Below are 24,373 nucleotides of genomic sequence, written 5' to 3'. Positions count from 1 at the left end.
CCCCCAGGGGAATGAAGGAGTCTGGAGAACATGCCGGTATCGGTCACCATGCCCCGGCTCGGCGAGAGCGTCACCGAGGGCACCGTCACGCGCTGGCTCAAGCAGGAGGGCGACACCGTCGAGGTCGACGAGCCCCTGCTCGAGGTCTCGACCGACAAGGTCGACACCGAGATCCCGTCGCCCGCTGCGGGCGTGCTGAGCCGGATCGTGGTCGGCGAGGACGAGACCGCCGAGGTCGGCAGCGAGCTGGCGGTCATCGCCGGTGAGGGCGAGTCGACCGGCGGTGGCGAGGCCGCCCCGCAGGAGCAGGCCCCGGCCGAGTCGGTCGAGCCGGTCACCGAGCCGACGGCCGCCGCCGAGGGCACCGCCGACGAGGTGGCCCAGGACGAGGCCCCGGCCGAGGCCCCGGCTCCGGCCGCCGCCTCGTCGGGCGAGGGCACCGCGGTGAAGATGCCGGCCCTGGGTGAGAGCGTCACCGAGGGTACGGTCACGCGCTGGCTCAAGCAGGTCGGCGAGACCATCGAGGTCGACGAGCCGCTGCTCGAGGTCTCCACCGACAAGGTGGACACCGAGATCCCGTCGCCGGTCGCCGGCACCGTGCTGGAGATCAAGGTCGCCGAGGACGAGACCGCCGCGGTCGGCGCCGACCTGGCGATCATCGGCGTTTCCGGCGCCGCCCCCGCGCCGGCGAAGTCCGAGCCGAAGCCCGAGCCGAAGGCGGAGGTCGCGCCGGCGCCGAAGGCCGAGCCGAAGCCGGAGCCGAAGGTCGAGGAGCCGACGCCGGGCATGTCGTACAACGAGCCGGCGGCCGAGACCGAGAGCTCGGCACAGCCGGCGAAGACCGAGCAGGCTGCGCAGCCGGCCGCGCCGACCTCGACGCCGCCGCGCCCGTCCGCCCCCGCGCAGGGTGGTGGCGAAGAGGCAGCCGGCTACGTCACGCCGCTGGTGCGCAAGCTCGCCGGCGAGCACGGTGTCGACCTGTCCTCGCTCAACGGCACCGGCGTGGGTGGCCGGATCCGCAAGCAGGACGTCCTCGAGGCGGCCGAGAAGGCGAAGGCCGCCAAGGCCGCTCCCGCCGCCGCGCAGCCGGCCGCCGCACCGTCGGCCGCCCCGGCCAAGCCGGCCGCGAAGCCGCAGCCGAGCGGCAAGCGGGGCAGCACCGAGAAGCTTCCCCGCATCCGTAAGGCCATCGCCAAGCGGATGCAGGAGTCGCTGCACGAGATGGCGCAGCTCACCACGGTGGTCGAGGTGGACGTCACCCGGGTCGCCAAGTTGCGGGCGCAGGCGAAGGACTCGTTCGTGCAGCGGCACGGCGTGAAGCTGTCCTTCCTGCCGTTCTTCGCCCTCGCCGCCGTCGAGGCGCTGCAGACGTACCCGATCGTCAACGCCCAGCTCGACCTGGACGGCGGCACGATCACCTACCCGGCCGCGGAGCACCTCGGCGTCGCGGTGGACACCGAGCGGGGCCTGGTGGTGCCGGTCATCCACAACGCCGGTGACCTCAACCTCGGTGGCATCGCCAAGCGGGTCGCGGATCTGGCCGAGCGGACCCGGACCAACAAGATCAGCCCGGACGAGATCGCCGGGGCGACCTTCACGCTTACCAACACGGGCAGCCGGGGCGCGCTCTTCGACACCCCGATCGTGCCGAAGCCGCAGTCGGCGATGCTCGGCACGGGTGCCGTGGTCAAGCGGCCGGTCGTGGTCAACGACCCGGATCTGGGCGAGGTCGTCGCGGTCCGGTCGATGGTCTACCTGGCCATGTCCTACGACCACCGGCTGATCGACGGCGCCGACGCGGCCCGCTTCCTGAGCGCGATCAAGGAGCGGCTGGAGGCCGGCAACTTCGAGGCGGAGCTGGGCCTGTCCTGATTTAGCGACAACGCCGAGAAGGGCGCCCCGGTCATCGACCGGGGCGCCCTTCCGTCTGCGGTCCTCAGCTCTTGAGCAGATCGGTCGAGACCTTCCAGAGCCGCTCGGCGGCCTCCGGATCCAACGCGTACTCCGCGACGCCCGTCCGACCGCCCGGCGTGGCCGGGGCGGCTTCCTGGCAGTCCTCGAAGTAGCGCCCACCCACACCGTCGAGCAGCGGTGACGCGGCGACCAGCACCGAGGTGGCGGCACCCTGCTCGACGGTCTTCCAGGCCGCCGCGTTCCCGGCGCGCAGCCGGTTCAGCTCCTCCTCGCTCACGTAGCGCTGGAGGTTGGTCCGGATCGCGCCGGGCATCAGCGAGTTCGCCATGATGTCGTCGTCGCCCCAGCGGCGGCTCGCCTCCACGGCGAAGAGCACGTTTGCCGTCTTCGACTGCCCGTACGCCTGCCACGGCTCGTACTCCCGCCTGTCGTACTGGATGTCCTCGAAGACCACGGGTGAGCGCAGGTGGGCGGCGGAGCTGACTGAGACGATCCGGGCCCCGTCGGCGGCCGCGAGCGACGGGCGCAGCCCGGTGGCGAGCGCGAAGTGCCCGAGGTGGTTGGTGGCGAACTGCATCTCCCAGCCCTGCGGAGTCCGGCTCAGGGGCGCGGCCATGATGCCGGCGTTGTTGACCAGGATGTGCAGCGGTCCGTCCCAGTTGGCGACGAAGTCGGCGACGGACCCCTGGTCGGCGAGGTCGAGCGGCGCGACCATGACCCGGTCGTTGCCGGTGGTGCCGGTGATGTCGTCGGCGGCCTGCTGGCCGGCGTCGGGGTTGCGGACGGCCAGGGTGACCTCCGCGCCGGCGCTGGCCAGGGCACGGGCGGTCTCCACGCCGATGCCGGACGATCCGCCGGTGACGATGGCCCGCCGGCCGACGAGGTCCACGCCCCGGATCACGTCCATGGCCGTGGAGGTATGGGCGAATGACGTGGTGATCGGGTTATTCGTCGTCATGATCCATCCTTGTCCAGGGTGGGTCGGACCGGCCGGCCCGTCTGCCGGGGCCGCTGGCGACCATGATTCGGCCTCCGCGCCGACCGACGGCGCTCCGGACCGAATGAAGGCCGGTCCAGGCGTTTTCCCGCCCCGGGCCGGAGGTAACGCTCGACCGCCCCGCCATTGCTGTTCGGGCCTTGGACCAGGCCGGACGCTGCCAGAGTGGGACCGTGGGCAGCTACCGGCGGGGTGGGCAACTGGGTCCTGCCGTCCCGATCGCCCCCGGTGCCCGGGTGGACAAGTTCGAGGTCTTCTTCGACCTGGTCTTCGTCTTCTCGTTCTTCATCATCACCCGGGCGACCGCCGCCAATATCTCCGGCCGACAGTTGCTGCACGCCGCTCTGGTGCTCGCCGTGCTCTGGTGGATCTGGGTGGTGCACAGCCTGGTCGCCACGCGAGTCCGGCTCGGCGAGGGCTACGTGCCGGTGCTCATGGTGATCGCGATGGTGGCCCTGTTCGCGTTCGCGCTGGCGCTGCCGCAGGCGTTCAGCGATCCGAAGGAGAGCGCGGGCGGCCCGATGCTGGTGGCCGTCAGCTACGTCGTGGTCCGGGCCGTCCACATGATCCTCTACCAGCACGTGGTGCGGGACAGCCCGCAGGAGCGGCGGCAACTGCGCCGCTTCGCCCCGGAGCTGGCGGTGAGCATCGTGCTGCTGCTGGCCGCCGCGTTGATCCCGCCGCGGATCACCGATCCGGACCAGGCCGCGCTGATCCGCGACGCGTTGTGGATCTCCGTGGTGGTGGTGCAGTACGCGACTGGCTTCATCGTCGGCACCTGGGGCTGGGGGGTGACGAGTGCCGAGCACTGGACGGAGCGCTACGACCTCATTCTGATCATCGCGCTGGGTGAGTCCATCATCTCCACCGGAGTGGGCGGCAACCTGCTCGGCAAGCCGGTGACCTGGCCGGCGGTGGCGGCCGCGGCACTGGGCATCGTGATCACGGCCGCTCTCTGGTGGGCGCACTTCGACTTCGTCGGGCCGGCCGCCCGGATCGCCCTGCACGCGGCGGAGGGCGCCCCCCGGGTGGCGATGGCCCGCGACGCGTACGCGTACCTCTACCTGCCGATGATCGCCGGGGTGATCCTGTTCTCGATCGGCAACGAGGAGGTCCTGCACAAGATCACCGACCCGGCCGGCGGGATCACCGAGCGGGTCGAGGGACCGGCCGTGCCGATGCTGTTCGGCGGGCTGGTCTGCTACTTCGCCGTCAACATGCTGTTCCAACTGCGGACGCTGCACACCGTCACCTGGACCCGGGTCGGCGTCATCGTGGTGCTGACGGCGGCCCTGCCGGTCGGGCAGCACCTGCCGGCGCTGGGGGCACTCACCCTCGCGACAGTGATCTGCGTGGCGCTGGTAGCCGTCGAGGTGATGGTGATGTCGGACTCCCGGCACGCGTTGCGGGCCGCCGTCTTCCAGGAGCGCACCACCCACGAGGCCCACGAGGCCGCCTGGCGTGCCCGGTGGCACGACGTCCGGGAGACCGACGAGCCCACCACGCCGTGACCGGTTCGCCGATAGACTCCGGCGCAGCGTCGCGGTGTACCCGGCACGAAGGCCGTCGTGGGCATGAAGGCGCGGGGACAGCAGGGATCCTGGAAGGGGTCGAGGCGCGTCACCGGCTGACGGCCGAGCCGATCGCGGCGGGGTGCTCGGCCTCCGGCACCGGCTCGGGCAGCCGCTCGTAGAAGCGGATCTTCTCCCGGAGGTGGTCGTACTGGCGCTGGAGCAGGCGCATCTGCTCTTCCACCCGCACCGCGTGCTGTTCCAGCAGCTCGCGTCGCTCGGCGACGGTGTGCTCGCCCTCGCGGGCCAGAGACGCGTAGCGGCACATCTGCGCGATCGGCATCCCGGTGTCGCGCAGGCAGCGGAACAGCACCAGCCAGCCGAGGTCGTCATCGGTGAAGACCCGCTGCCCGCCCGCCGTCCGCTCCACGTCGGCGAGCAGGCCGATCTTCTCGTAGTACCGCAGGGTGTCCAGGCTGAAGCCGCTGCGGCGGGCGGCCTCCGAGGGGGCGTAACCGCTCATGTGCCAGATCGTAGTGCTTGACCTGGAGCGCGCTCCAGGTTGGAGGCTGGTCGCCATGACGACGACACGGACGCTGGGACGCAGCGGCATCGAGGTGAGCGCCATCGGCATGGGGTGTTGGGCGATCGGTGGACCGCTCTGGGGCGACGACCGACAGCCGTACGGCTGGGGTGAGGTGGACGACGACGAATCGATCCGCACCATCCACCGGGCGCTCGATCTCGGCGTGACCTTCTTCGACACGGCCAGCAACTACGGTGCCGGGCACAGCGAGCGGATCCTCGGCCGGGCGCTGACCGGCCGGCGGGACGGCGCGGTGATCGCCACCAAGTTCGGCAACGTCAGCGAGGAGAGCACCCGGAGGGCGCTCGGCACCGACGCCAGCCCGGCGTTCGCGGTCCGCAGCCTGGAAGACTCGCTGCGCCGGCTCGGCACCGATCACGTCGACCTGTACCAACTGCACATCAACGAGCTACCGGTGCCCGCCGCGCTCGACCTGGTCGACACCCTGGAGGGCCTTGTCGACCAGGGCAAGATCAGGGCGTACGGCTGGAGCACCGACAACCCCGCCTCGGCGGAGGCGTTCGCCGCCGCCGGTCCGCACTGCGCCGCGATCCAGCACGACGAGTCGGTGCTGCGCGACAACGCAGGGGTGCTGGCGGTCTGCGACAGTCACGAGCTGGCCAGCCTCAACCGTGGGCCGCTGGCGATGGGTCTGCTCACCGGGTCGACCCGGGCGGTCGGGGCGGACGACGTGCGCGGGCGCGCGCCGGAGTGGCTGGAGTGGTTCACCGACGGTCGGCCGACGCCGCGCTGGGCGGCCCGGGTGGACCAGGTCCGGGCGGCGCTCACCGCCGACGGGCGGACCCTCGCGCAGGGCGCGCTCGGCTGGCTGCTGGCGCGTAGCCCGCGTACCGTCCCGATCCCCGGCCTGCGCACTGTGGCCCAGGCCGAGGAGAACCTGGCCACCCTGGCGCTCGGCCCGCTGAGCGCCGAGGCGTACGCCGAGGTGGAGCGACTGCTCGCCGACCTGCGCCCGGTCCACGCGGCCTGACCCCTCAGGCCGGTCCGCGTAGCCGGACCACCTGCCGGCTTTCGCCCCGGGCGTCGTCAGCGGAAGTCGTCCGCGTGCTCGGCGGCCCACTGCCGGAACGTGCGCCCGGGGCGTCCGGTCACCTGTTCGACGTCGGGGGCGACCCAGCCGCTGTCCTCGGCATAGCTACCCATCTCCAGGAACCACTCGATCACCTCGGTCGGGTAGAGGCCCTTCCAGTGCTCGCGGGCCTGCTCCGGGGTCAGTTCGTCGAAGCGCACCGGACGGCCGATCGCCTCACCGATCATCCGGACCGCGTCCCGGCGGCGGACCGGTTCCGGCCCGGTCGGCTGGTACACCCGACCGGCGTGGCCGTCCTCGGTCAGCGCGGCCACGATGACCGCGGCGATGTCCGCCTCGTGGACCAGCGCGCTGTTCCAGTCCCCGAACGGCGCCCGCACCACCCCCTCGGTGCGGATGTCGGCCGCCCAATCGCGGGTGTTCGCCATGAACTCGCCCGGAAAGACGTGCGTCCACTCCAGGCCCGAGTTCTCCACGGCCCGGTGCAGCGGCCGGTGGGGTGCCTCGATCGGGTCGTCGTCCGCCCGGCTCGGATCGTTGTGGCCGAGATGGGTGACCCGACGCACACCGGCCTGCCGGGCCAGCTCCAGGATCTCCGCGCCGGTGGTCAGCGGCCCGTATCCGTCCATCGCGACCAGGTGCATCCGCGTCACGCCGCGCAGCGCCGCGACCAGTGTCTGGGGGCTGGCGAAGTCGCCCGCCACCACCTCCACCCCGCCGGGCAGCGCGGTGGCCGCCGGCGACGCGGGGTCACGGGTCAGCGCGCGTACGTCGTGCCCGGCGCTCACCAGTTGCCGAACCAGGCTGCCGCCGACGGTCCCGGTCGCTCCGGTCACCAGGATCGGCATGGTTCCTCCTCAGGTTCCGCCCGACGGCGGGCACGGCGAGTCGACCCCGCCAATCGGGAGCGCTCTCGGATGACTCATGGTCAGCCAGATCGATGCCGGAAGCAATCGTGAACACTGCATTCACGTTCGCTCTGACCTGCGGAAACGCGGTGACCGTCGAATCTGCGTGGAAGCCTTTTTTCGCTGGCCGGAAGCCCCTTGACCTGCGCTTTCCGTGCGGCACGGCGTGGGGGCGCAGATTTCTTGCCGGAACACCCCCACCGTCGCCGGCTCGACGCATCCGTCGGTGGCGTTCTGGACGAAGATGGGGGTATGCGCATCCTTCTGGCCGGCGCGTCCGGCTTCCTCGGCACCCGGCTGGCCGACCGGCTCACGGCGGACGGGCACCAGATCACCCGGCTGGTCCGTCGGTCACCGCGCGATCCGCAGGAACGGCGGTGGGACCCCGCCGCCGGGCAGCTCGACCCGGCCGTGGTCGCCGAGGCGGACGCGGTGGTCAACCTGGCGGGCGCGGGCGTCGGCGACAAGCGTTGGAACGACGACTACCGGCGGTTGATCCGAACCAGCCGGGTGGACAGCACCACCATCCTGGCCGCCACCATCGCCGGGCTCCCCGCCGCCGACCGTCCGCGGGCGTTGCTGAACTCCTCGGCCGTGGGGTGGTACGGCAACACCGGCGACCGGGCCGTCGAGGAGGACGCGCCAGCCGGCGAGGGCTTCCTGGCCGACGTCTGCCGGGTGTGGGAGGCCGCGACCAGGCCGGCCGAGGACGCCGGGGTACGCGTCGTCCGGCTGCGCACCGGCCTGCCGCTGGACCGCGACGGCGGGTTGCTCAAGCCGCAGCTACTGCCGTTCAAGCTGGGCATCGCTGGCCGGCTGGGCAGCGGCCGGCAGTGGCTGCCGTGGATCTCGATGGCCGACTGGCTGGACGCAACCCGCTTCCTGCTGGACCACGACGACATCGCCGGCCCGGTCAACGTGGTGGGACCCAACCCGGTCACCAACGCCGAGTTCACCCGAGAGCTGGCCCGACAACTGCACCGCCCGGCGATCGTCCCGATCCCCGCACTGGCGCTCAAGGTGGCGCTCGGCGGCTTCGCCCACGAGGCCCTCACCAGCGCCCGAGTCCTCCCCGGCGTCCTGGCCCGCGCGGCCTACCCGTACCAGCACCCCACCCTCCCCCAAGCCCTTGAAAAAGCCCTGACGCCCTGAGGGCGGTTCGGCCCTCGGCAGAATCGGCGGTCGGCGGGTCGCCCGTGGGCTGGCGTCGACCGATGCTGGACCAATGGCGACCTTCTCCCTCCATGCCACCCCGACCGACGCGGCGAGCTGGGCCGCGTTGGCCCGCCGAGCCGAGACCGCCGGCTTCGACGCCCTGCTCGCCGCCGACCATCCCGGCGACGTGACGTCACCGTTCGTGGCGCTGGCGGCCGCCGCCCCGGTCACCTCGACGATCGGGCTCGGTTCGTACGTATCGAACCTCGGAGTACGGGAGCCGATGCTGCTCGCGGCCGACGTGGCCACCCTCGACCTGATCTCCGGCGGCCGGGCGCGGCTCGGTGTCGGTGCCGGTCACACCCCGGCGGAGTGGCGCGCGGTGGGCCGGGAACGCCCAGACGTGGCCGGCCGGGTCCGCCGTTGCGTGGCCGCCGCCGAGGCGGTCCGTGCCCTGCTCGACGGCGCCTCGGTCACCGTCGACTCGGTGGAGCTGACGATGCGCGAGGCGGTGTTGCGCGTACCCCGGCCGGTGCAGGACCGGATCCCACTGACGATGGGTACGGCGAACTCGACGCTGCTGCGCTGGGCAGGCGCACACGCCGACGTGGTCGGGCTGACCGGGTTCGGGCGTACCCTCGCCGACGGCCACCAGCACGAGGCGCGGTGGCGGGCCGACCAGATCGAGGCGCAGCTGGCCTGCGTGGCCGCCGGCGCGGCCGGCCGGGCCGCCCGCCTGCCCTGAGCCCGCACCCACCTTGTTGATCAAGAGGTTTGCGTCAGATCCCGGCTTCCGGATGACGCAAACCTCTTGATCAACAGGAGCAACAGTGCGGTGGGGGCGTTAGCAGCCGATTACCCAGTGGTTGGGGGCGGTCTGCTTGAGGATGCTGGTGTAGAAGGTGTTGTAGAGGCCCATGCGCTGGTTGGAGCCGTTCGCGTAGGCGTAGCCACCGGACTGGTACGCCCGACCGGCCGCCACGTGCGCGTAGTTGCTGGCCGTCACGCAGGTCGGGGGCGTCGTGGGCGTCGCCGTCGGCGTCGGGGTGGGGGTGGGGGTGGCCGTGGGCGTCGCCGTGGGAGTGGGGGTCGGGGTGGTGCCGCCGCCGTTCAGGCCGAAGAAGAGCGCGTCGCGGTACGTCGAGCAGATGGTGTCGAGCAAGTACGCCCCGGCGGTGCCGCACTGGTCCGCCCCGGAACCCGGGTCGACCGGAGTGCCGTGGCCCATGCCGGAGACCCGGTAGAGCCGTACCTCGTCGTTGCCGTACACCTCGAGGCTCGTGTTGGCGGGCAGCGACGAGGTGCTGGTCGGGGTCTGCGAGATGCCGCGCACGTTCGTCCACTGGTCGCGGGACTCGGTGCCGTTGAGCGGGGCGACCGTCGGGTCCGAGGTGCCGTGCCAGATGGCGACGCGGGGCCGCGGACCGGTGTAGCCGGAGTACGCCCCCCGCACCAGGTCGCCCCAGGCGGCCGGGGTCTTGTCCGCGCCCGGGTTCATGCAGCTGAAGGCGTTGACCATGCTGGTGGCGCAGCGGTACGGGATGCCGGCGATGATCGATCCGGCGGAGAAGACGTCCGGGTACGTGGCGAGCATGACCGCGCTCATCGCCCCGCCCGCGGACAGCCCGCTGACGAAGACCCGGGAGCCGTCCACCCCGAAGTTCGCCTTGGCGTGGTCGACCATCTGCTTGATGGACAGCGCCTCACCCTGGCCGCGCGCGGTGTCGCCGGCCTCGAAGAAGTTGAAGCAGGAGTTGGCGTTGTTGCCGGACGGCTGCTGGACGACGATCAGGGAGAATTTCCACTGGTCGGCGTACTTCTGCCAGCCGGAGCCGGAGAAGTAACCGGCGGCGGTCTGGGTGCAGCCGTGCAGCAGCACCACGGCCGGGGAGTTGGCCGGCAGGCTGTCCGGCCGGTAGGCGTACATGGCGAGGTTGCCCGGGTTGGAGCCGAACCCGGTGACCTGGGTGAGGGTCGCGGCCTGGGCGGGTGCGGCGATGGCGACCGCGCCGGCTGCGGCGAGGACGAGCCCGGCGCCCACGCCGATCAGGCGGGTGAGGATGGACGAGGAGCGGCGCACGGCGGCCTCCTGGAAGGGGCGGACTGTGAACTGGGTCACGGTCGAATTGCCGTGACGTTACGACGATGTGTCGCCGCCATGACATGGGGCGCGCTCACACATTCACGGCCGCCGAGGTGTACGCCGGACCGTCGACGCGAGTCCTCCCCAACCCCACGCGACAACAACGGTCCCCTCCTTGCAGGTCTGACCGGCCTGTCCAGGTCCGGTTGGTAACGTCCGCTGCGTGCCGTCCTCCCCGTCGCTGGCCACCGGGCCCGCACCCGCGTCACCGCCGCGCGTCGTCCGGGACCGCCGGGCCGACCTGATCGTCGTGCTGGTGGCGCTCGCGCTCGCCGTCTGGGTGACGAGTGGGCTGTGGCGGGACCCGAACGTCCGCACCATCACCGTCAACTCCAGTGACCAGGCGCTCTTCGAGTGGCTGCTGGCGTTCGGCGGGCACGCGGTCACCCACGGGGACAACCCGCTCTTCACGTATCTGATCAACGTCCCGGACGGCGTGAACCTCGCGGTGAACACCTCGATCACGGTGTACGCGGTGGTCTTCGCTCCGCTCACGTACCTGATCGGGCCGCCCGCCACGTTCCTGGTGATCCTCACCCTGAACCTGCTCGCCACCGCGCTGGCCTGGTACTGGCTGCTCTCCCGGCACCTGGTCCGCAGTCGGCTGGCCGCCGGGGTCGGCGGCCTGTTCATCGCCTACTCCCCCGGCATGGTCTCGCACGCCAACGCCCACCTGAACTGGACCGCCGGCTGGCTGGTGCCGTTGCTGATCTGGCGGCTGTTCGCGCTGCGCCGAGCGGGGCACTGGCTGCGCGACGGGGTGATCCTCGGCGTGCTGGTCGCGGTGGCGTTCTCGATCGCCGCCGAGGGGCTCTTCTTCACGGCGCTGGCGCTCGGGGTGTTCGTCGCCATCTGGGCGCTGCACCCGGCCAACCGGGCCGAGGCCCGCGCCGCGCTGCCCACCTTCCTGCGCGGACTCGGGGTGACCGCCGTGGTGGCCGGCGTACTGCTGTCCTACCCGCTGTGGCTGCACTTCGCCGGGCCGCAACGGTTCCACGGCACCGGCTTCGACCCGGTGATCCACTCCGAGGACATCGCCGCGTTCGCCGCCTTCCCGCGCCGCTCGCTCGCCGGCGAGGCGGGGCTGGGCACCTCGTTGGCACCGAACCCGACCGAGGAGAACTCGTTCTTCGGCATCCCGTTGCTGGTGCTCACCGTGGTCTGCTTCGTCGCGCTGTGGCGGTGGGCCGACGCCGGCCGCCGGGCCACCCTCTGGGCGCTGGGTGTCGTCGCGCTGATCTTCACGGTGCTCTCCTTCGGGCCGGTCGCCAAGGTCGACGGACAGCGCACCGACCTGCCCATGCCGTTCGACCTGCTCGGGCAACTGCCGGTCGTGAACGCCGCGCTGCCGGCCCGGCTGGCGCTCGTGGTCGCACCGGTGATCGGCGTGCTGCTGGCGTACGCCGTCGACCAACTGCGCGCCGCGCCACCCCGGTACCGCCCCACCGAGCTGGCCTGGGTGCTCGGGTTCGCGGCGGCCCTGGTGCCGCTGCTGCCCACCCCGCTGCTGACCGACGAGCGGGAGCCCATCCCGGAGTTCATCACCTCCGGCACCTGGCGGGACTACGTCTCACCGGACGGCGTGCTCACCCCGGTGCCGTTGACCGTGGACATCTACCCGGACGGTCAGCGCTGGCAGGCGTACGCGTTGTCGCACCGGCAGGGCGAGTTCGAGATCCCCGGCGGCTTCTTCCTCGGCCCCGGCGGACCGGACGGGCGCGGCCGGATCGGCCCGGTGCCGCGCACCCTGAGCGCGTTGATGGACCAGGCCGGCCGCACCGGGTTGGTGCCGATCGTCACCGACGGGACGATCCGCGAGGTGCAGTCGGACCTGCGGCACTGGCGGATCGAGACGGTGGTGCTCGCCGACCAGGTGCACGGTGCGAAGTTCGAGGTCGACGAGGAGGCGCTGCTGCGTACCGGCACCGCCCTGTTCGGCGAGCCGCAGCGGGTCGACGACGTCTGGCTCTGGCGCATCCCACCGGCCGACCGGTAGCGCGCGGCACGACCGAGTGGGGCATCGTGTCCGGCTTGCGTCGCGTCTAATGGGCTGATGGGAGAGATCGGCAGGCGACTGCGGCGCGCCGCTGCGGCCGGGGTCGCGCTCGGGCTGGTGGCCGTCAGCGCGCCGGCCGCCACGGCCGCGAACGGCACTGTCACCGGCCGCACCACGGCTTCCGGCAGCACGGCCGGCGTGGTGCCGACCCGGGTGCACGATCCGTGGCTGTGGCAGGCCACCGTGGGGCAACGCCCGGCCGGCCCGGCCGCGCTGGTGTTCTTCACCGACCGCACCCGCTACTTCGAGTCGACAGGGGTGCTCGTCGACCGGAACGGCGCGTACCGGCTGATCCCGATCCCCATCGGCGAGGGGCACGGGCTGCTCTCCCCGGATGGACGGCACTACCTGCGGCCGTACTCCGGCGAGCTGCTGGATCTCACCACCGGCCGGCAGCGCCGCACGAGGAGCACCGGCGTCTACCCGATGGCCTGGGCACCGGACGGGCAACACGTGCTGATCACCCGCAACAACGACGACGACGTGATCACCTACGGGCCGGACAATCAGCAGCTCAACGACCCGGAGAAGCCCGACGACCTGCTCGTCGTCGACCCGTTCCGGGACACCGAGCGGACGCTCGACGTCGGCACCTTCGCGTCGCACACCGCAGCGGCCTGGTCACCCGGTGGCGACCTGGTGGCGGTCACCGGCTCGCCGGATGTGCCGGCCCAGCTCGCCGAACACGGGCGACTGGTTGTCGTCGACCCGGCCGGCGGCGGCCCTCGTTGGCAGGTCGACCTGGGCGACCGACGCAAACTCGCCGGCCCGGCCGCCTGGCATCCCGACGGTCGGCGGCTCGCGCTGCTCGCCTTCGACGGCTGCGCCGGGCCCCGGTGCACATCCGAGGAAGCGGCGGCGCGCACCTGGCGGATCGAGTTCCTGGACACGGCCACCGGCCGCGCCGTCGGCCGGGCCCTGCCGGCCGGCACCTCGGTCAGCGAGGTCATCGGCTGGCGCGGCGACGACCCCGTCCTGCGGTACGTCAGCGCAACGGAGCAGGACACCGACCGGCAGGCTGTTCTCGCCGCGCTGTCGCCCGACGGTGGTCGCGAGGTGCTGGTGACCACGCCGGTCGGCTCGACCGACCTGATGGTGCCGGGCGACCTGCTGACCCGGGCCGCGTTCGGTGGGCCGGAGCCCCGTCCGTCACCGTTCGCCGCCCCGCTCTGGGTCTACCTCACGCTGGCCGTGCCGCTGCTGCTCGCCACCGCCTTCGTCGTTCGTCGCCGCCGCGCCGCGTTCCTCGTGAGACGGCTCACCAGGGACGATCGCCGGGAGCGGGATTAGGCTGGACACCGTGACAACGACGATCTCCGGCCTCACCGCCGTCCGCGCCGGCCTGCTCGACTACCGGGCCGCCTGGGACGAGCAGCGACGCCTGCACGAGTCGGTGGTGGCTGGCGAGCGCGGCGACACCGTGCTGCTGCTGGAGCACCCGAGCGTCTACACCGCGGGCAAGCGCACCGAGCCGTGGGACCGGCCGACGGACGGCACCCCGGTCGTCGACGTGGACCGCGGCGGCAAGATCACCTGGCATGGGCCGGGGCAGCTCGTCGGCTACCCGATCCTGCGGCTGCCCGACCCGGTGGACGTGATCGCCTACGTGCGCCGCACCGAAGAGCTGCTCATCGACGTGTGCGCCGAGTTCGGGCTGACCGCCGGCCGGGTCGAGGGGCGCAGCGGCGTCTGGGTGCCCGAGGACGACCGGGGGCCGGCCCGCAAGGTGGCCGCCATCGGCATCCGGGTCGCCCGGGGCGTCACCCTGCACGGCTTCTCGATCAACTGCGACTGCGACCTGACCTCCTTCGACCGGATCGTGCCGTGCGGCATCCGCGACGCAGGCGTCACCTCGCTCACCGCCGAACTGGGCCGCCCGATCACCGTCGCCGACGTGCTCCCGGTGGTCGAGCGCCGACTCGCCACCCTCGTCGCGGCCTGACCGACGCGCGGCACCCACGCTGCCGGGACGTGACATGACGGACGCGGTACGACCACCGACCGGTACCGCGGTCACGTCCCTGGAGTGCGTTCGTTGCGGTGCCCACCATCCGGTCGGCGACTACCCGCTCGGGTGCCCCTCCTGCGCGGCCGCCGGCCACGGCTCGAACCTGTTCTGCCGTTACCCCGCCGAGGCGGTACGCCAGGACCAACTGGTGCCGTACCCCGTCGTTCCGGATCTGGGCCAGGGGCGCACACCGCTGTTCCCGCTGCCCTGGCTCGACGGGGTGCTCGTCAAGAACGAGGCGGCGAATCCGACCGGATCCCACAAGGACCGGTTCGCGGCGATGGCGGTGACCCACGCGAAGGCGTCGGGCTACGAGCGCGTCGTCGTCGGATCGTCAGGTAACGCCGGGCTGGCCACCGCCGCCTTCGCCGCCGCCGTCGGCCTCCGGGCCGTGGTGGCCGGCTTCACCTGGCTGCCCGAATCGCTCGCGGAGCCGCTGCGCAGGCTCGGAGCGGACCTGCGCACCTTCGACACCGACGAGGAACGCATCCGGTACGTCAAGGAGGCGGCCGACCGTCCCGACACGTTGGCCGTCTCCAACGTCGCCGACATCGTCATCGGCAGTAGCTGCTTCGGGATCGAGGGCTACAAGGCCATCGCCTGGGAGATGGCGGCCGCCGTACCCGCCGGGGTGGAGCACGTCGTGATCCCGTCGAGCCGTGGCGATCTGGCCTGGGGCATCCACCTCGGGTTCGCCCAGTGGTCCGCCCTGACCGGCGGCCGCCTGCCACGCCTTCACCTGGTCGAACCCTTCCCCAGGCTGTCCGCCGTACTGGCCGGCCAGGACATCACCACGCGCTTCTCCGACAGCGCCGGAAGCCTCCACTCGATCGCCGGGGACAGCACGACCGTCCAGGCCCGGGCCGCGGTGACCCGGAGTGCGGGCAGCGTCGTGGTGGTGCGGGAGGACGTGGCAACCAGTTGGTACGAGCGGGCGAGCCGACACGGGCACACCTGGGAGATCAGCAGTTGCACCGTGTTGGCCGCCTACGACGTCCTCCGGCGACGCGACGTCATCCCGGCTGGCGATCGGACCGTCCTGATCACCACCTCCCACCTGTTCAAGGGGCTGTGACCGCCGAGGCACGCGCGCCAACGGCCCGCAGGCGGCCCGGCTGCGCGATCGACTCGCCGACTGTCGACAGGTGTCGGCTGTGATGCCGGTGAGTCATCAAGATGACTCACCGGCATCAGGCGCGCAGCCGGCACGGGGTCCTACGGGGTCAGCCGGTGCAGGTCGCGCGGGAACGCGGTGACCTCCCGGATGTTGGCCGCGCCGACCAGCCGGGCCACGAAACGCTCCAGGCCGATGGCGAAGCCACCGTGCGGCGGCATGCCGTGCCGGAACGCGTCCAGGTAACCGGCGTACGGCTCGACCGGCTCACCCCGGGCCGCCAACGCCGCCAGGTAGTCGGCGTGCCGGTGCAGCCGCTGCCCGCCGGTGACCAGCTCCAACCCACGAAAGAGCAGGTCGAAACCGTTCGAGTACGCCGGCCGCGCCGGGTCCGGGTGCGTGTAGAACGGTCGCTTCGCCATCGGGTAGCCGGTGACGAAGAGGAAGTCCGAGCCGTGTTCGCGGCGGGCCCACTCGCCCAGCGCCCGTTCGTGGGCGGGCGCGAGGTCCGGCTCGTCGGCGGGCGCGCCGGCGATCCTCAACGCCTCGGTGAAGTGCACCGCCGGGATCTCCGTGGGCACCTCCGGTGGTGTGACGCCCAGCGTCGCCAGGGCGGCGCCGGCCCGCTCGCCCACGGTGCCCAGCATCCCGGCCAGGGTGTCGCGCAGCACCCGCATCACGTCGCGGTGGTCGGTGACGAAGCCCAGCTCGGCGTCGAGCGACGTGTACTGCGCGAGGTGCCGGACGGTGTCGTGCGGCTCGGCCCGGAACACCGGCCCCACCTCGTAGACGCGTTCGAAGACGCCGACCATCAGTTGTTTGTAGAACTGCGGCGACTGGGCCAGGTACGCGGGACCGCCGAACCAGTCCAGCGCGAACACGTTCGCCCCGCTCTCGGTGGAGGAGCTGACCACCTTCGGAGTGTGGATCTCCACGAAGTCGTGGACGTCGAGTGCGGCCCGGAAGCCGGCCACCGCCGCCGCCGAGATCCGCAGCGCGGCCGACCGGGTGGGGTGGCGCAGCGCGGTCGGCGCGTTGTCGAGTTGGGTGGGCAGGCTCGCGGTGAGCGTCGGACGGTACAGGTCGAACGGTGGCGGCACGGCGGGCGGCCCGAGCGGGCGTACCTCCGGGTCGGTCAGCTCGACCCCGGCGGGCGCCGTGTCGTTCGCGGTCACCGTCGCGGTGACCTCGACGACCGTCTCCTCGGGGAGTTTCTCCAGCTCGGCGCGGATGGCCGGGTCGGTGACGACCACCTGGGCCAGGCCGGTGGCGTCGCGCACGATCAGGAAGGCCACCGATTTCAACAGTCGGCGTCGGTGCACCCACCCGGCGATCCGCACGGTCGTGCCGATCCGGGTGGGCAGGTGGTGGGACAGGGTTCGTTGCATGGCGGGCTGCTCCTCGGTCGATCGCCACGCCGTCGCCGCCCTGCGGTGGCGACGCGTCGCATCAGCCCCAGGGAGGTGTGGGCGAGCGGGAACCTCGCGGTGCCACCACACCTTCACCCCCGCCGAAGCGGGGGCCTCGTTCGTCGCCTGATGACCGGGGCCAGCCGGGCGGGCTCTACTGGGCACGGGTGACCCGCAACCGTTCTTCCCGCAGCTCGGGAGGGTCTTCGCGCACCGGCGCCAGACCGCCTCTCAGCACCGGCGGCTCTCTGCACTGGCGGGTCGGCGCGCTACTCGGCTCCGTCGTCGCTGTTGGCGGAGACCGTAGCACCAGATCCCCACGTGTGTGACGCTCATTTTCGACTATCCGGTGTCCGGCGTCACAACGTTTGGAGCGTGACGCCGGTCGCCTGGCGTACATAGACGCCTGCCGTCCAGCGTAGGCTCAATTTCGTGACGATCGAGCACTCCGCGCCGACGACCGGCCAGGCAGCGCGCACCGCAACGGCGGCCCCCGAGGGGCGGCGTCTGCTGCGCATCGAGGCGCGCAACGCCGAGACGCCGATCGAGCGCAAACCGCCGTGGATCAAGGTCAAGGCCAAGATGGGACCGGAGTACACCCAGCTGCGCGGGCTCGTCTCGCGCGAAGGGCTGCACACCGTCTGCCAGGAGGCCGGCTGCCCCAACATCTACGAGTGTTGGGAGGACCGGGAGGCCACCTTCCTCATCGGTGGCGACCAGTGCACCCGGCGCTGCGACTTCTGCCAGATCGACACCGGCAAGCCGGCCGAGTTCGACGCCGACGAGCCGCGTCGGGTGGCCGAGTCGGTGGTCGCGATGGGGCTGCGCTACGCCACCATCACCGGTGTCGCCCGTGACGACCTGCCCGACGGCGGCGCCTGGCTGTACGCCGAGACCGTCCGACAGATCCACCTCCTCCAGCCCGGCTGCGGCGTCGAGTTGCTGATCCCGGACTTCAACGCCGTGCCCGAGCAGCTCGCCGAGGTCTTCGGCTCCCGCCCGGAGGTGCTGGCCCACAATGTGGAGACCGTGCCGCGCATCTTCAAGCGCATCCGGCCGGCGTTCCGCTACGACCGTTCGCTGGACGTGATCCGCCAGGCCCGCGCCGACGGTCTGGTCACCAAGAGCAACCTCATCCTGGGCATGGGCGAGGAGCGCGCCGAGGTCACCCAGGCGCTCCGCGACCTGCACGACGCCGGTTGCGAGCTGATCACCATCACGCAGTACCTGCGTCCCACCCCCCGGCACCACCCGGTGACCCGCTGGGTCAAGCCGGAGGAGTTCGTGGAGCTGCGCGAGGAGGCCGAGGAGATCGGCTTCGCCGGGGTGATGAGCGGGCCGCTGGTGCGCTCGTCGTACCGGGCGGGGCGGCTCTACAAGCAGGCGCTCGACGCCCGCGCCGCCACCCCGGTCGCCACCACCGCGGGCTGACCCCGCCGGCAGCGCCGCGCGGCCGTTCGGCGTCCGGATGTCATGATCGTGCGATGACCCTCGGCGTACGCCAGCAGCCGCGTGGCGCGGGCTCCCCGCACCCACGGCCCGGCTCGCGCCTCGGGTTGGTCGGCTGGCTGACCGGGTTGGTCGTACTCGTCGGGGTGGGTTACCGGCTCTGGCTGCTGGGTCACGCCGCGCCGCCCACCAACAGCGACGAGGCCGCCATGGGGTTGGCCGCGCTGCACATCGCCCGCGCTGAGGACTTCCCGGTCTGGTTCTACGGCCAGCAGTACATGGGCGCGCTGGAGGCGTACCTGGCCGCGCCGGTGTTCGCCCTGGCCGGTGGGCCGTCGCTGCTCGGTCTGCGGCTGCCCACGCTCGCGCTGTACGTGCTGTTCCTGCTGCTGGCCTGGCGGTTGACGCTGCGGCTGACCGGGGACCGGTGGTTCGGGCTGCTGGTGGTGGCGCTGCTGGCGCTGGGCTCCGACCGGGTGGTGAAGAACCAGCTGATCGCCGGTGGTGGCTATCCGGAGATGAACGCGGCCGGGATGGCGCTGGCCGTACTCGCGGTGGATCTGGCCACCGGGCGACCGGGGCGGCGGCTGACCCGCTGGGCGGTGTGGGGATTCCTGGCTGGCCTGATGGTCTGGGTCGACCCGCTGGTGCTGCCGTACGTCGTGGCGCTCGGCGCGGTGCTCGTCGGGTTCTGCCGTCGGGAGATGCGGGGCGCGGCCGGGGCGCTGCTCGGGGCCGCCGCCGTGGTGGGCGCCGCACCGCTGCTGCTGGACAGCCTGCTGACCGGCCGGAACCCGCTGCACGCGGTGCTTGCCGCCAGCGGTGCGAACGCCAGCGCGGGATGGGCGGACCGGCTGCACGGCGGCCTGGTGCTCGGCCCTGCGCTGGGCATGGGGTTCTGCGGTCCCGGGCGGTGCGCCACCTGGCAACTGTGGTGGGCGCTCGCCCTGCCGCTGCTGCTGGCCCTCGCCGCCGCCACCGCCTGGCACACCCTGCGCCGCGCGTCCGCCATCCCGACCGACCCCGCGGTCCCTGCCGCCGGCGGCCCCGGGGGCGTCGCCGAGGTCCCGGCTCGGGTGGCGGCGGCCGTGTGGCTGGCGCTGGTGCTGGCCGCGGTCGGCACCCTCGGCGCGTACACCGTGAGCAGTTCCGCCGGGCTCACGCCGGTGGAGAGTTCCCGCTATCTGTCCTGCCTGCTCATCTCCCTGCCGGCACTGCTGTGGCCGGTCTGGGCGGCGGCCCGTGGCGGTCTCCGACGGTCCGCGGGCGACCGTCGCGGTGTCGGGTCGGCGCTGGCCCGCCCGGTCGCGCTGGCGTTGCTCGTGGCCACCCTGGGCACCGCCGGCCACGCCACCTGGCAGGCGGCGCGGACCGCGCCCGCGACCCGGACCGCCGAGGCCCGGCACACCGAGTTGGTGACCACCCTGCGTCAGCTCGGCGTACGACACGTCCGCGCCGGCTACTGGACCTGCAACCGGCTCACCTTCGCCACGGCGGAGCAGGTGGTCTGCGCGGTCGTCGACGACGCGCTGCGCCCCGGCTTCGACCGCTACCCCGCGTACCGGCGGGAGGTCGACGGCGCGGCGGCGCCCGCCTGGGTCGCACCGACCGGCTCGCCGTTGGCGCACACGCTCGACGAGCGGTTGCACGCCGCCCCGGGCAGCCTGGACCTGGTCACGATCGACGGCTGGCGGATCTACCTGCCGTCGGCCTGACCGCCGGATGCGGCCCGTCGGTGGTCATCCGGCCCGGCGGTGACCGCTGGCGCGCTCGTCAGCGGGGTGGCGCGGGCTCGGCGAGCAGGCCGAGGCGGTGGGCAAGCGCGGCGGCCTCCCCCCGGTTCGTCACGTCGAGTTTCGCGATGATCCGGGAGACGTGCACGCTTGCCGTCTTCGGGGAGATGAACAACTGCTCGGCGATCCGGCTGTTGCTGTGCCCCTCGGCGACCAGCCGCAGCACCTCCCGCTCCCGGGCGGTCAACAGATCGGCGCCGGCCCCACCCTGACCCGTCCCACGCAGGCCGACCCGCCGCGCCAGGGTCGCGGCCGCCTCGGCCAGCGGTGTCGCGCCCAACCGCCGGGCGATCTCCGTGGCCTCGGTGACCGCCGCCGACACCTCGTCCCGCTCGCCGCCGGCGGCGGCCGTCTCGGCCAGCGCCAACAACGCCCGACCGAGCGGGTAGGGCTGCCCGTCGGCACGCCACGCGTCCACCGCCGCCCGCCAGGCCGGCAGCGCCTGGTCGCCGATCGCCAGCAGCGCGGTGACCTGGGCGGCGTGCGCCCGCGCCGCCGGGTGCCGGACCGGCAGGTCCGCGGCGAGCGCGCTGACGGCGGCGGCCAGGTCCCGATCACCAACCCGGGCGGCGGTACGGGCGACGGCGCTGAGCACCGGCCAGCCTTCCCGGGGCAGTTGCGGCAGATGCGCGTCGGCCACCGCGACGCGAGCGGCGCGTACCGCCTCGATCTTGTCGTCGGCGGCCAGCGCCGCCTCGATCGCCAGCTCGTGCAGGGGCAGCCGGTGGTTGGGCCACAGGTAGGGCCGGCCCAGGAAGGCCAACGCCCGGTCGACCAACTCCTCGGCCCCCGGGTGGGCGCGGGCCAGCCGCAGCCCGGCGCCCACCTGGAGCCAGTGCAGCCCGGTGACGCCGGACAGGTCGATCCGGGCGGCCTCCGCGCACACCCCCTCGGCCTCGTCCCACCGACCCAGCGCGATCAGCGCCTCGGCCCGGTTCGACAGCAGGTACGCCCCGGTCGAGCGGCTGATCCCCACCCGCCGCGCCTCGGCCACACCGGCCTCCGCCGCCTGCGCGGACTCGGCGTAGCGGCCCAGTTCGCAGAGCATGTCCGACTGGAACACCTTGGCGAGCACGAGCGTCGGTGTGTCCCCGGCCGTACGCGCGGCGGCCTCGACCGTGGCCAGCCCGGCCAGCCCATCCTCCAGATCCCGTTCACCGTGGCAGAGCATGGCGATCCGCGTCGGCAGCAGGGCCAACTCCTCGCCGAGGGCCGCGGCGGCGGCACCCGCCTCGGCGGCCACCTGGGCGGCCCGCTGAGGAGCGATCTTGGCCAGGTGGGTGGCGATGTCGGCGAGCAGCCGGACCCGCTCCACGCCGATCGGGCCGCCGGCCGCCAGCCGGTACGCCTCGTCCAGCTCACGGCTGCCGTCGCTCTTGCCGAGCAGGGCCATCAGTCGACCCCGTTGGTCCAGCAGGCGGGCGGCACGCAGCGGCGCGGCGTCGGCGTCCACCTCGGCCAGCCCGGCCCGGGTCAGGGTGATGGCCCGGCTGAAGTCCCCGGCGGTGATCGCGGCGTCCAGGGTCTGCTCCAGCAGCCCCAGGTGGTCGATGCCGAGCAGGTCGGCGGCATCGGGCACCAGTTCCCACAGCTCCAGCGCCCGTTCCAACAGTCGACGCTGCTCGGCGTAGGCGTACCGGTCGGCGGCGTCGCGGGCCGCGGAGAGCGCGGCGACCAGGGCACGCGGGTGGTGGTGCGCGGCGTACCAGTGGTGGGCGATCTCCGCCGGTGCCCGGCCGACGGCGACCAGGTGCGGCTGCGCCTCGATCGCGGCGGCGAAGCGGGCGTGCAGCCGGGCGTGTTCGCCGGGCAGCAACTCGTCGTGCACGGCCTCGCGGACCAGCGCGTGCCGGAACTCGTAGTCGCCGTCCGGGTCAGCTACCACGAGTTGGGCGGCGACGGCGGCACGCAGCGCGTCCTCCAACTCGGTGTCCGGCAGGCCGGCGACCTCGGCGAGCAGGTCGTGGGCGAACCGGGTGCCGCCGGCCGCGGCGATCCGCAGCACCCGCTGGGACGGCTCGGGCAGCCGGTCCACCCGGGCCAACAGCAGGTCGCGCAGGGTCTCGGGAAGCGCCGCGCAGCCGAGCGGATCGCCGGCCACGGCCAACTCCTCGATGAAGAAGGGGTTGCCCTGGGTGCGCCCGTGGACGTCGTCGACGGCACGGGTGGACGGCTCGACACCGAGCAGATCCGCGAGGACCGCGCCGGTGCCGTCGCGGTCCAGCCGCCCCAGCTCGACCCGGTGCACGCCACGGACCCGGTCCAGCTCGGCCAGGAACGGGCGCAACGGGTGCCCGCGCTGCAACTCGTCGGTGCGGTAGGTGCAGACCAGCAGCAGCCGGCCCGGTCGGGCCGCCCGGACCAGGAAGCCGATCAGGTCGCGGGTGGAGCGGTCGGCCCAGTGCAGGTCCTCGATCATCAGCACCAGCGGCCGGACCTCGGCGAGCCGCTGGAACAGCTCGGCGACCAGGTCGAACAGGTAGCCGCGCGGGGCGTCACCGACCGGGGCGGCGCCCGGCGCGGCCAGCGGCGCCCGGCCCAGCTCCGGCAGCAGCCGGGCGAATTCCGCCTCGTACCCGGCGAACACCTCGGGACCATCGACGCGCAGCACCGCGCGCAGGGCGGCGGCGAACGGGGCGAACGGCAGACCCGCCTCGCCCAGCTCCAGGCACTGGCCGACAAGCACTCGCGCCCCGCCGTCGGTGGTCCCGGCCGAGAACTCCTCCAACAGCCGGGTCTTACCCACCCCCGCCTCGCCACCCACCAACACGGTGGTCGGCTCCCCCGCCCCGGCGCGAGCCAGCGCCTCCCGCAACGTCGCCAGCTCACGCTGGCGGCCGACGATAACGGAGCTGGCGGCGCGTACGGTCACGGAAGCGAGCATGCCATGACGGCCGCCCGCGCCGGCCCCACCGATCGGCGGGACGGCCGGCGGTCGGCCGTCCCGGCGGTCGGGTGCCGCGGGCGTGGCCGCCGGGGCGGGCGCGCTCACCGGCGGTCGTCGCCGAGGCGGCGGGTCTGCTGACGGCGGCCCAGCCAGGTGCGGCCGGAACGTCGCGACACCGCGCGGGCGAGCCGGTCCGCGTCCACCTCGGCGCGCAGCTCGGCGGCGTGCGTACGGTGCAGGGAGAGCAGGAATTCCGCGTCGTTGCCGAACATGTCGGTCTCCTTCGTCGTGGCGTCGTCCTCTGCCGATGACTCTCCGCGCGAAGGCCCCACCCGGGCATGGGCACAGCGCCTGATCTTCACCGCCGGCACCCTCCTTACTCGGCCAGGCGGCAGCGGCGAGGCGACGTAAGGTACTCAGTCGGCCGGCACCCGGACGCGGATCAACGGGGCGGGCGGCGACCACTAGACTCTGCGACATGGCAAAGCCCCAGGAGAAGGTCTCGTTCGGCCAACGGCTGAAGCAGATCGGGATGGTGTTCCAGTTCACCGCCAAGCAGGACCGGTGGTTCGCGCCGTTGGTCGCCGCCGCGGTGCTCATCCCGCTCGCCCTCACCGTGGTCGCGGTCATCCTCTGGAGCTGGATCTGGCTGCCGATCGGCATCCTGTTCGTCCTGCTCGCGGTGCTGATCGTGCTCAACCTGCGGTCCAACAAGGCGATGATGAACGCCGCCGAGGGGCAGCCCGGCGCCGCGGCGCAGATCATGGAGAACATGCGCGGCGACTGGCGGGTGACCCCGGCGGTCAGCTCGACCACCCAGATGGACATGATCCACCTGGTGATCGGCCGGCCGGGCGTGATCCTGCTGGCCGAGGGCAACCCGCAGCGGGTGCGCGGCCTGCTCGGGCAGGAGAAGCGGCGGCTGTCGAAGGTGATCGGCTCCGCGCCCCTGCACGACTACGTGATCGGGCAGGAAGAGGGCGAACTGCCGATCCGCAAGCTCCGCACGACGCTGCTGCGTCTGCCCCGCGCGCTCTCCGGCAAGGACGTCAACTCGCTGGACAAGCGGCTCAAGGCCCTCACCGCCCGTCCGCAGATGCCCAAGGGCGCGATCCCGAAGAACATGCGGCCGCCGGGCGCCTCCCGCCAGTCGCGGGGCCGCTGACCCCCCAGGTGTACGCGTAAGAGCCGGACCCGAACGGGTCCGGCTCTTACCCGTCGGTGCCCCCGCACCCCGGCGCCCCGCACCTCCGCACCCCGGCGCCGCCTATCCCGGCGCCGTGCACCCCGGCGCCGTGCACCCCGGCGCCGCGCACCCCGGCGCCGCGCACCCCGGCGCCGCGCACCCCGGCGCCGCGCACCCCGGCGCCGCGCACCCCGGCGCCGCGCACC

20 protein-coding genes are annotated in these 24,373 nt (G+C 72.9%); 12 read left to right on the top strand and 8 right to left on the bottom strand.

Translation table 11 applies throughout. The annotated features are described in order from the left end of the window. Nucleotides 1–30: 30 nt before the first annotated feature. On the top strand, nt 31–1,872 hold the full coding sequence (gene sucB / locus AB0O48_RS21080; RefSeq protein ID WP_365067751.1) for a 2-oxoglutarate dehydrogenase, E2 component, dihydrolipoamide succinyltransferase: 1,842 nt from the start codon (nt 31–33) through the stop codon (nt 1,870–1,872). Nucleotides 1,873–1,936: 64 nt separating this feature from the next. On the opposite strand, the gene AB0O48_RS21075 is transcribed toward sucB, so the two are convergent. After that, the gene (locus tag AB0O48_RS21075) at nt 1,937–2,872 is read right to left on the bottom strand and encodes an SDR family NAD(P)-dependent oxidoreductase (RefSeq protein ID WP_357571444.1); all 936 of its coding nucleotides are present in this window, start codon (nt 2,870–2,872) and stop codon (nt 1,937–1,939) included. Nucleotides 2,873–3,084: 212 nt separating this feature from the next. Here AB0O48_RS21075 and AB0O48_RS21070 point away from each other — a divergent pair, with 212 nt between their 5' ends. Continuing rightward, nucleotides 3,085–4,422, top strand: coding sequence for a low temperature requirement protein A (locus AB0O48_RS21070; RefSeq protein WP_357245067.1), 1,338 nt, complete (start codon nt 3,085–3,087; stop codon nt 4,420–4,422). A gap of 109 nt (nt 4,423–4,531) precedes the next feature. Here AB0O48_RS21070 and AB0O48_RS21065 read toward each other — a convergent pair whose 3' ends face one another. Further along, nucleotides 4,532–4,945 carry a MerR family transcriptional regulator gene (locus AB0O48_RS21065; RefSeq protein WP_365067746.1) on the bottom strand — a complete coding sequence of 138 codons (414 nt, stop codon included), beginning with the start codon at nt 4,943–4,945 and terminating at the stop codon, nt 4,532–4,534. Between the two features lie 55 nt (nt 4,946–5,000). On the opposite strand from AB0O48_RS21065, the gene AB0O48_RS21060 reads away from it, so the two are divergent. Next, nucleotides 5,001–5,999: an aldo/keto reductase gene (locus AB0O48_RS21060; RefSeq protein WP_365067743.1), complete on the top strand. Its 999-nt coding sequence runs from the start codon at nt 5,001–5,003 to the stop codon at nt 5,997–5,999. Between the two features lie 56 nt (nt 6,000–6,055). On the opposite strand, the gene AB0O48_RS21055 is transcribed toward AB0O48_RS21060, so the two are convergent. Next, a complete protein-coding gene (locus AB0O48_RS21055) occupies nt 6,056–6,907 on the bottom strand; it encodes an NAD(P)H-binding protein (protein WP_365067740.1) in 852 nt (283 codons plus the stop codon). 312 nt (nt 6,908–7,219) lie between these two features. Here AB0O48_RS21055 and AB0O48_RS21050 point away from each other — a divergent pair, with 312 nt between their 5' ends. Continuing rightward, complete coding sequence (locus AB0O48_RS21050) at nt 7,220–8,119, top strand: TIGR01777 family oxidoreductase (RefSeq protein ID WP_365067737.1); 900 nt, start codon at nt 7,220–7,222, stop codon at nt 8,117–8,119. Between the two features lie 73 nt (nt 8,120–8,192). After that, nucleotides 8,193–8,867 (top strand): LLM class flavin-dependent oxidoreductase, encoded by a 675-nt coding sequence (locus AB0O48_RS21045; RefSeq protein ID WP_365067734.1) that lies wholly within the window; start codon nt 8,193–8,195, stop codon nt 8,865–8,867. Nucleotides 8,868–8,966: 99 nt separating this feature from the next. On the opposite strand, the gene AB0O48_RS21040 is transcribed toward AB0O48_RS21045, so the two are convergent. Further along, complete coding sequence (locus tag AB0O48_RS21040; protein WP_357245206.1) at nt 8,967–10,202, bottom strand: PHB depolymerase family esterase; 1,236 nt, start codon at nt 10,200–10,202, stop codon at nt 8,967–8,969. Nucleotides 10,203–10,428: 226 nt separating this feature from the next. Between AB0O48_RS21040 and AB0O48_RS21035 the strand changes: the two genes are divergently transcribed. The 4 genes from AB0O48_RS21035 to AB0O48_RS21020 are packed head-to-tail and all read left to right on the top strand — an operon-like array spanning nt 10,429 to nt 15,404. Then, nucleotides 10,429–12,261: a DUF2079 domain-containing protein gene (locus AB0O48_RS21035; protein ID WP_365067731.1), complete on the top strand. Its 1,833-nt coding sequence runs from the start codon at nt 10,429–10,431 to the stop codon at nt 12,259–12,261. 57 nt (nt 12,262–12,318) lie between these two features. After that, nucleotides 12,319–13,611 carry a hypothetical protein gene (locus tag AB0O48_RS21030; protein ID WP_365067728.1) on the top strand — a complete coding sequence of 431 codons (1,293 nt, stop codon included), beginning with the start codon at nt 12,319–12,321 and terminating at the stop codon, nt 13,609–13,611. A gap of 10 nt (nt 13,612–13,621) precedes the next feature. Then, nucleotides 13,622–14,263: a lipoyl(octanoyl) transferase LipB gene (gene lipB, locus AB0O48_RS21025; RefSeq protein ID WP_357245049.1), complete on the top strand. Its 642-nt coding sequence runs from the start codon at nt 13,622–13,624 to the stop codon at nt 14,261–14,263. 34 nt (nt 14,264–14,297) lie between these two features. Beyond that, nucleotides 14,298–15,404: a pyridoxal-phosphate dependent enzyme gene (locus AB0O48_RS21020; RefSeq protein ID WP_365067725.1), complete on the top strand. Its 1,107-nt coding sequence runs from the start codon at nt 14,298–14,300 to the stop codon at nt 15,402–15,404. Nucleotides 15,405–15,544: 140 nt separating this feature from the next. On the opposite strand, the gene aspS is transcribed toward AB0O48_RS21020, so the two are convergent. Then, nucleotides 15,545–16,831 carry an aspartate--tRNA(Asn) ligase gene (gene aspS, locus AB0O48_RS21015; protein WP_357245045.1) on the bottom strand — a complete coding sequence of 429 codons (1,287 nt, stop codon included), beginning with the start codon at nt 16,829–16,831 and terminating at the stop codon, nt 15,545–15,547. A 453-nt stretch (nt 16,832–17,284) separates the two neighbouring features. Here aspS and lipA point away from each other — a divergent pair, with 453 nt between their 5' ends. After that, nucleotides 17,285–18,283: a lipoyl synthase gene (lipA, locus tag AB0O48_RS21010; protein ID WP_357245043.1), complete on the top strand. Its 999-nt coding sequence runs from the start codon at nt 17,285–17,287 to the stop codon at nt 18,281–18,283. 53 nt (nt 18,284–18,336) lie between these two features. Next, nucleotides 18,337–20,016, top strand: coding sequence for a hypothetical protein (locus tag AB0O48_RS21005; RefSeq protein ID WP_365067720.1), 1,680 nt, complete (start codon nt 18,337–18,339; stop codon nt 20,014–20,016). Nucleotides 20,017–20,074: 58 nt separating this feature from the next. Here AB0O48_RS21005 and AB0O48_RS21000 read toward each other — a convergent pair whose 3' ends face one another. Next, complete coding sequence (locus AB0O48_RS21000) at nt 20,075–22,966, bottom strand: AAA family ATPase (protein ID WP_365067717.1); 2,892 nt, start codon at nt 22,964–22,966, stop codon at nt 20,075–20,077. A 116-nt stretch (nt 22,967–23,082) separates the two neighbouring features. Next, entirely contained in the window at nt 23,083–23,253 is a 171-nt protein-coding gene (locus tag AB0O48_RS20995; RefSeq protein WP_357245037.1) for a hypothetical protein, read from the bottom strand. Between the two features lie 206 nt (nt 23,254–23,459). Between AB0O48_RS20995 and AB0O48_RS20990 the strand changes: the two genes are divergently transcribed. Next, a complete protein-coding gene (locus AB0O48_RS20990; RefSeq protein WP_357245035.1) occupies nt 23,460–24,146 on the top strand; it encodes a DUF4191 domain-containing protein in 687 nt (228 codons plus the stop codon). Nucleotides 24,147–24,192: 46 nt separating this feature from the next. Here the strand turns inward: AB0O48_RS20990 and AB0O48_RS20985 are convergent. Further along, nucleotides 24,193–24,373, bottom strand: a 181-nt coding sequence (locus AB0O48_RS20985) for a hypothetical protein (RefSeq protein ID WP_365067714.1), incomplete at its 5' end; no start/stop codon positions are given.

The sequence above is a fragment of the Micromonospora sp. NPDC085948 genome (assembly GCF_040686315.1).
Classification (GTDB): Bacteria; Actinomycetota; Actinomycetes; order Mycobacteriales; family Micromonosporaceae; genus Micromonospora.
This window is presented reverse-complemented; position numbering and strand designations above follow the sequence as displayed.